The following is a 7406-nucleotide window of genomic DNA, read 5'->3' as shown; positions in this document are numbered from 1 at the left end:
AAGCGGTTTCTTTTTGGTTGGCATACATGCACCTCTTACTCATGTTATGCCCGAACACAAAATTTCTGACAGTCCCGACTTTTGAGTCTACCCGGGGTGCTCTCAGACCCGGATCGCTAACCTGCACACAGCTGCCACCCTCTTCATGTTTAGCGATGTGATCTGGTGGCTCGACTTCACAAGAGAGCAATCATCATTAGCAAAGTCGTCCCTGATCCACCCTTGTCCGCAATCACCACACTTGGTGTCGTCACTTTCGGCGACTACGGCGAAAACGAAAAACCGCTGTTTCGTGTCAATTCCGGCATGCCGATTGAGGAAGCCTTGGAACACGCCTCCACTTTGCTTTTTTATTCCAAGAAACTCGCTACGGGGTTATCGACGGCTGAAAATATTCCGGTGCGGCCTTCAGTCGTAATAACCCACTGTTTTTTTCAGTTGATCCGCGTATTCGTAAATCTCATCAATGGATGAAATGGCGTGCCGGGTTTCATTTTTTTCCTCGTCGAATATCCCGAGGTATTTTTGGCTGCGATTGAAGTGAAGACGGCAGATAGGCTTGCGATTGTTGTCGTCCAGTAATATCCCAAAATAGCTTTGGGTATCGCGTTGAACGATTCGTTTGGCATCGACAACGGAGCGTACGACAGCGCGGACGATGTGATAGCCCTCCAGTTCTTCAAGCGTCGTCAGGATCTTGTCTTCCGATTCGTCTCGTTCCTGAAGATCCGTATTTGCGCTGTTCGTGACGGTCAATGAAGCTATCGTCGGTTGAATTACCCCGCTCATGGCCGACTTGAGTCGATCATTGATCTGGTCATTCAGAAACTGAGCCAAGGCTTTACGTGTCAGTTCGAAAAACTGCTCACGGACTCTCTGAGTGATGACTCCCTCGTAAACGCGGGAGGCAAAGAATTTAACGAAGTCGTCTTCCGGTTTACTGACTTGAGCGCCAATCAGCTTCTTGAGCTGGCTGACATATTTCAGCTCTCCCGCAGCGTTGATGATTGAATCGACGTCGAAGGCTGACTTGGTCAGCTTTATCAACTCCGGTACGGAGTATTCATCAATATCCAGCAGGTCTAGCTCAAGAAATGGCTTTTCGTCCATTTTATTCGGTGCGTCCAAGTCAGTAAAAAACCGATAGACCTGGCCGTTGGTGAGAATTGAAATTCTTGCGCTGGTGACATGAAAATACCGAAACAGCTGCGAGGCATGATTGATGCTCAGTGACTCGCCGATCTTTTTGCATTCAATGAGTATCTGAACTTCACCGTCTTTCATGATGGCGTAGTCGATTTTTTCACCTTTCTTCGTCCCGACATCGCAGACAAACTCAGGCGTCACCTCCTGCGGATCAAACACGTCATAACCCAGTACCGTGTTGATAAACGGCATTACAAAAGCATTTTTGGTCGCTTCTTCTGTTTGAATGGCCGGGCCTTGCAACCGAACCTTGGCGGCCAGACTGGTGAGCTTTTCGAAAAATTCCATAGTAAGCCTCTTACCTATTCAGATCCGTGTATAGACGTGGTGGCAATTTGATTGCTACCCGAGACTAGACACAAATCCCCATAAAGCGAGGCTTCGTCGGAGCAAGTTTTCGATGACTCAAAAAAGCTAAAAAAACCGCAAGATTTCCTTCTTAGTAATCAGGGGCTTGAGGATGGCTTGTGAGTTTGCTGTGTAGGCGAATAATTTGGGTAATTCTTAGCGAGTTTCCGTGAGCGCAGCATGCTCCGCCAATTCCTGCTGGATAAACGCCGCAATCATCGCGCGATACACCTGTTCCGTGACCTCGGGATTGGCACCCACTGCCTGGGATATCTCCCGCACCTTGGCGATTACCTGTTCAACCCGTTGTGGGGCCTTGACGCTGTCTGTGTCTTTCTTGAAGCGCGCGGCCTGGGAGACGTAGCCGCCACGCTCGGCCAGCAGGGTGACGATCTGCTGGTCGAGGCGGTCGATGTGGGTGCGGACTTCTTCGAGGCTGGTGCAGTTAACGGCCATGTTGGTGGGGCTCCTTTTAGAAGAAACTGAATAGACGCTGACCCAATGTGGGAGGAGGCTTGCCTCCGATGGCGGCGTGTCAGGCGATGGATATGTGACTGATGCACTGCTATCGGGGGCAAGCCCCCTCCCACATATTGATCTCGGCCAGGCTTTAGTCAGTAGTGATACCACTTCACTTCAAGCATCACTTCATTCACCGGCGTCGACAAGTGGCTGTACTCGCGCTGTGCACTCAGGCGTAGTCCCAGGTTGCGCGACAATTCCCACTGTTGATTCAGGCTGATACTGCGGCGCACTTCGCCATTGGTGAAGAAGTCACCCTTGGCTTCCAGGCTCAGGTTGCCCAGCGGGTTCTTCCACAGCACGCCGGTGTTGAACCCGGCCGCCGGGGAGATGGCTTCGCTGAAGTCGTTGTTGTGCTCCACGCGCACGGTGCCGAGGGCGAAGCCGAGCATGTCGTCACTCAACTGCCAGGTGCCGCCGGCGCCGCCGTTGACGTGGGCGACCAGGGTTTCGTCGTCGTGTTTGCCGGGCACGCGTTCAAGACCGCCAGTGACTTGCCAGGACCACGGCTGCAACAGGGCGTTGCGTGGGGTCAGGGAGCGGATGGTGGCCAGGTCCAGTTGCTGCAGCTGCCAGTGGTTGCCTTCGTACTGGCGCAGTTTCATTTGCAGGATTTCGATCTGTGCGCCGAGGGGGAAACCTTCAGCGTTGTCGTTGAGGTCGTGGTAGGCCATGCGCAGGCCGTATTCGCCGAAGGCCTTGTCGCCCCGGGTGCCGATGCCGGCTTGCCAGGTGCGCGATTCGTGGCCGTTTTCCGGCAGGCCGGGCGGTGTGATCTTGAGGTCGGGCGCCGGGTTCTGGTTGATCGCGCGCAGCAGTTCGAAGCTGCGTTGGGAGCGGACGGTGTCGCGTTCCAGGCCGTTGGCGCGGTAGCGGCCGAGGCGGTAGGCGGCGTCGATGATCAGGGCCTGGCGGTCGCGGGGCAGGGCTTTGAAGGCCGGTTCCTGCAATTGCTGCTGGTCATCGCTGACCTTCAACACCCATTGCTGTTCGTCGCTGTCCAGCGGCTTGGCGCGTTCCAACAGCTCGCGCTCACGGGACGGGCGGTAGTCGATCCTTTCCACCAGGCCCGCATCTTTCACGGCCTTGACCGTATCGGTCGGGATGGCGGTCAGTGGAAACTGTTCGGTCAGGCGCAGGCCGGGGCGGGCCACTTGCAGCAGTTCGAGCAGGCGATAGGAGCAGTTTTCGTCGAAAAAGAAGTAATCGAACTGGATCTGCTTGAGCTCCCACACGTGCTCGACCATGCGCTCGGTCTCGACCTGGGTGAGGTTGAGGCGGTATTCCCACAGGTCGCGGTTCTCAAGGCTACGGTATTCGGAGAGTTTTTCCTGGTAGGGCACCAGGGCGAACAGGCCGGGATAACCACCCATCAGGCCTTTCCAGGCATAGAGGATACTGTTGTCGGAGCCTTCGATATAGGCACCGAAGTTGATCGCGTAGCTGAGCAGGGCGGTGTTGTTGCTTTGCACGTCGGCCTGGTCGATGCGCAGCAGGGTGTGGCCGAACATCGACGACGGGCTGTTGAGGTAGGCCGCCGGGAAGATCATCACCGCGCTGTGAGGGGCGACGTCCTTGAACCATTGCTTGAATTCCGTGCAGTCCACGGCGGGCAGGTCAGTGAGGTGCAACTGAGCCTTGAGCCAGCGGGTACGTGCGGGGTAAACGCATTGGGCATGTTTTTCACCCAGGCTGGCCGGCGCGTAGAGCGCGTCAACGGTGGCCTTGAGTTCGGCGTCCGGGTGGTGGGCGCCATCGGCTGCGAGGAAGAATTTCTTGTCGCTGACATAACTGCGCCAGCCACTGATTTTGCCGGCTTCATAATGGCCGAGGGACAGCCAGAACGGATCGTTGGCCAATTGCTGCAAACGTTGATCATCAAGATGCGGTGCCGCGTACAGCGGGGCGCAGGCGAAGAGTGCCGTCCAGGCAAAGCGTTTGAGCATAGGGGCAACTTAAGTCGGAATTAAGAGAGACCCAAAGGGGAGGCGGGCCCAAAAATAAAACCCGCGCCTTAAGCAGGCGCGGGCTGGACGAGCTTAAGCCTGGGTAGCGTATTTCGCCAGACGGGCATCGCTTTTCAGTACAGCAATGGTGTTGTTGTGCACGTCGTCAGCGGTCACGTCAGCCTTGCTGAAGATCTGCTGGAAGTGCTCGTGGGTCACGGCCGCGAAGTGTTCGCGATCTTCCGGGGCCACGCCCAGTACCACGGCGTAGGTGGTCAGCGCTTCGCCATTACCCTTGGCCATGTCTTCGGACAGCTCGTTCATCATGCCATTCATGGCAATCCACGATTTGCCGCCGTAAGTCAGGGCGCTGTTGGTGCTGCAACCGTTGGTGCCCGAGGTCATGCCGAACGTGGCGTTACCCGATGTACCGTTGGTGGTGGAAGCCAGGAAGTGAGCTGGAGTGCCGCGCTGGCCTTCGAACAACATGTTGCCCCAACCGCAGTTCGGGCCACCTGGTGCTTCTGCCATTGCATTGAGGGAGACGACGGTGAAGAGAGTACCGAGAAGGATCCGTTTCATAGCTTTGTTCTCTTTGTGTGCAAACCAATGGACAAGGGTTCAGGCGCATCGCGGCGCCCTAGGGGCCAGTTATTAGTCCAACCCGCGCAGTTTGGAGTTTAGGCACGTTCCAAGGGTTCCGTGCATTTTTCTAAAACATTCGATGATGACCCGATATTTTTACAGGGCGCGTCCCGTGTCTATGCTTTCCCACAGGCGCGCCTTGCCAGAGCGCGTAACCGGGAGCCAGAATGCCGTCATCTGCCCCGCCTGATGTAAGGAAGCCCGATGCCTGATCCTGTTGCTGCCAGCTTGCGTCTAGCGCCCGAAGCGCTGACTCGCCCTTTCTCCGCTGAACAGTTCAGCTTCTCGACCACCAATGATTTGGAGCCCTTTCGCGGTGTGCTTGGCCAGGAACGTGCGGTTGAAGCGTTGCAGTTCGGTGTGGCCATGCCACGCCCCGGTTACAACGTGTTTGTCATGGGCGAGCCCGGGACCGGTCGCTTTTCGTTCGTCAAACGCTACCTTAAGGCCGAAGGCAAGCGCCTGCAGACCCCGTCGGACTGGGTCTATGTGAATAATTTCGATGAGCCTCGCGAGCCGCGTGCCCTTGAATTACCGGGCGGCGGTGCGGCGGCGTTTATCAACGACATCAACGGTCTGGTCGACAACCTTGTCGCCACCTTCCCGGCAGTCTTCGAGCACCCGACTTATCAACAGCGCAAGAGCGCCATCGACCGCGCCTTCAACCAGCGCTACGACAAGGCCCTGGACGTGATCGAACGCCTGGCCCTGGAAAAGGACGTGGCGCTGTACCGCGACAGCTCCAACATTGCCTTCACGCCGATGCTCGACGGCAAGGCGCTGGACGAGGCCGAGTTCTCGCAGCTGCCGGAAGCTGATCGCGAGCGCTTCCACACGGATATTTCCGAGCTGGAAGAGCGCCTCAACGAAGAGCTGGCCAGCCTGCCGCAGTGGAAGCGTGAGTCGAACAACCAACTGCGCCAGTTCAACGAAGAAACCATCACCCTGGCCCTGCAGCCTCTGCTTGCGCCATTGTCGGAAAAATACGCGGAAAACGCAGGCGTCTGCGGCTACCTGCAAGCCATGCAGGTGTACTTGCTCAAGACCGTGGTCGAGCAATTGGTGGACGATGCCAAGACCGACGCCCAGGCGCGCAAGCTGCTCGAAGAGCAGTACTGCCCAAGCCTGGTGGTGGGCCATCCTGTCAACGGTGGCGCGCCGGTGGTGTTTGAGCCGCACCCGACCTACGACAACCTGTTCGGCCGCATCGAGTACAGCACCGACCAGGGCGCGCTCTACACCACCTATCGCCAGCTGCGCCCGGGCGCCTTGCACCGTGCCAACGGCGGCTTCCTGATTCTCGAAGCCGAAAAAATGCTCGGCGAGCCGTTCGTCTGGGACGCCCTCAAGCGCTCCCTGCAATCGCGCAAGCTTAAGATGGAATCGCCGCTGGGCGAACTGGGCCGCCTGGCCACCGTGACCCTCAACCCGCAGATGATCCCGTTGCAGGTCAAGGTGATCATCATTGGTTCGCGCCAGTTGTACTACGCGTTGCAGGACGCCGATCCGGACTTCCAGGAGATGTTCCGCGTACTGGTGGACTTCGACGAAGACATCCCGATGGTCGACGAAAGCCTGGAGCAGTTCGCCCAATTGCTGAAAACCCGCACGTCGGAAGAAGGCATGGCACCGCTGACCTCGGATGCGGTGGCGCGGTTGGCCACCTACAGCGCCAGGCTGGCGGAGCACCAGGGGCGCTTGTCGGCGCGTATCGGGGATTTGTTCCAGCTGGTCAGCGAGGCGGATTTCATTCGCCATCTGGCAGGCGACGAGATGACCGATGCCGGGCATATCGAACGCGCACTTAAGGCCAAGGCCACGCGTACCGGGCGGGTGTCGGCGCGGATTCTCGACGACATGCTCGCCGGGGTGATCCTGATCGACACCGCCGGTGCCGCGGTGGGCAAGTGCAACGGGCTGACGGTGCTGGAGGTGGGCGATTCGGCATTCGGTGTGCCGGCGCGGATTTCCGCCACGGTGTACCCGGGCGGCAGCGGTATTGTCGACATCGAGCGTGAGGTCAACCTCGGCCAGCCGATCCACTCCAAGGGCGTGATGATCCTCACCGGTTACCTGGGCAGCCGTTACGCCCAGGAATTCCCGCTGGCGATCTCGGCGAGTATCGCGCTGGAACAGTCCTACGGTTATGTGGACGGCGACAGTGCCTCCCTGGGTGAGGCGTGCACCTTGATCTCGGCCTTGTCGAAAACCCCGCTCAAGCAGTGCTTCGCCATCACCGGCTCCATCAACCAGTTTGGTGAAGTGCAGGCTGTGGGCGGGGTCAACGAGAAGATCGAAGGGTTCTTCCGCCTCTGCGAAGCGCGTGGCCTGACCGGTGAACAGGGCGCGATCATTCCCCAGGCCAACGTCGCTACGCTGATGCTGGATGAGAAGGTGCTGCAGGCCGTGCGTGCCGGGCAGTTCCATATCTATGCGGTGCGCCAGGCGGACGAGGCGTTGAGCCTGTTGGTGGGCGAGGATGCCGGTGAGCCGGATGCCGAAGGGCAGTTTCCGGAAGGCACGGTGAATGCGCGTGTGGTAGAGCGGTTGCGCGCGATTGCCGAGATGATCAGCGAGGAAGACCTGAAGGAAGCGGAGAAGGAGTTGGCGCAGGAGGCGTTGGCCGAGGCCAAGCCCACCTGATGTCGACGTGGAGTGTGGCGAGCGGGCTTGCCCCGCGTTGGGCTGCGAAGCAGCCCTAAAACCAGACAATTCAATCTCACTGGCACACCGCAGCGG

5 protein-coding genes and 1 pseudogene are annotated in these 7406 nt (G+C 58.2%); 2 read left to right on the top strand and 4 right to left on the bottom strand.

All coding sequences use genetic code 11. From position 1 onward, the window contains the following. Positions 1 to 195: 195 nt before the first annotated feature. A pseudogene (locus tag AC3WP7_RS27340) lies at positions 196 to 369 on the top strand (DUF3077 domain-containing protein); the annotation flags it as partial. 39 nt (positions 370 to 408) lie between these two features. Here AC3WP7_RS27340 and AC3WP7_RS27335 read toward each other — a convergent pair. The 4 genes from AC3WP7_RS27335 to AC3WP7_RS27320 form a co-directional block, all read right to left on the bottom strand. Next, complete coding sequence (locus AC3WP7_RS27335) at positions 409 to 1494, bottom strand: type I restriction endonuclease (RefSeq protein WP_058427694.1); 1086 nt, start codon at positions 1492 to 1494, stop codon at positions 409 to 411. A gap of 216 nt (positions 1495 to 1710) precedes the next feature. Beyond that, the gene (locus tag AC3WP7_RS27330; RefSeq protein WP_092248313.1) at positions 1711 to 2010 is read right to left on the bottom strand and encodes a chorismate mutase; all 300 of its coding nucleotides are present in this window, start codon (positions 2008 to 2010) and stop codon (positions 1711 to 1713) included. Between the two features lie 158 nt (positions 2011 to 2168). Further along, a complete protein-coding gene (locus AC3WP7_RS27325; protein WP_092248316.1) occupies positions 2169 to 4022 on the bottom strand; it encodes an Lnb N-terminal periplasmic domain-containing protein in 1854 nt (617 codons plus the stop codon). A gap of 93 nt (positions 4023 to 4115) precedes the next feature. Further along, a complete protein-coding gene (locus tag AC3WP7_RS27320) occupies positions 4116 to 4604 on the bottom strand; it encodes a DUF3015 domain-containing protein (RefSeq protein ID WP_015885974.1) in 489 nt (162 codons plus the stop codon). A 267-nt stretch (positions 4605 to 4871) separates the two neighbouring features. On the opposite strand from AC3WP7_RS27320, the gene AC3WP7_RS27315 reads away from it, so the two are divergent. Continuing rightward, positions 4872 to 7310 carry a Lon protease family protein gene (locus tag AC3WP7_RS27315; RefSeq protein ID WP_102592705.1) on the top strand — a complete coding sequence of 813 codons (2439 nt, stop codon included), beginning with the start codon at positions 4872 to 4874 and terminating at the stop codon, positions 7308 to 7310. The last annotated feature ends 96 nt before the right edge of the window (positions 7311 to 7406 follow it).

The sequence above is a fragment of the Pseudomonas sp. FW305-3-2-15-C-LB1 genome, from assembly GCF_058787615.1.
This window is presented reverse-complemented; position numbering and strand designations above follow the sequence as displayed.

What these genes read in the sequence shown, in the direction of transcription:
- AC3WP7_RS27335 (WP_058427694.1), bottom strand. Translation starts at nt 1,494, where the DNA reads ATGGAATTTTTCGAAAAGCTCACCAGTCTGGCCGCCAAGGTTCGGTTG.
- AC3WP7_RS27330 (WP_092248313.1), bottom strand. Translation starts at nt 2,010, where the DNA reads ATGGCCGTTAACTGCACCAGCCTCGAAGAAGTCCGCACCCACATCGAC.
- AC3WP7_RS27325 (WP_092248316.1), bottom strand. Translation starts at nt 4,022, where the DNA reads ATGCTCAAACGCTTTGCCTGGACGGCACTCTTCGCCTGCGCCCCGCTG.
- AC3WP7_RS27320 (WP_015885974.1), bottom strand. Translation starts at nt 4,604, where the DNA reads ATGAAACGGATCCTTCTCGGTACTCTCTTCACCGTCGTCTCCCTCAAT.
- AC3WP7_RS27315 (WP_102592705.1), top strand. Translation starts at nt 4,872, where the DNA reads ATGCCTGATCCTGTTGCTGCCAGCTTGCGTCTAGCGCCCGAAGCGCTG.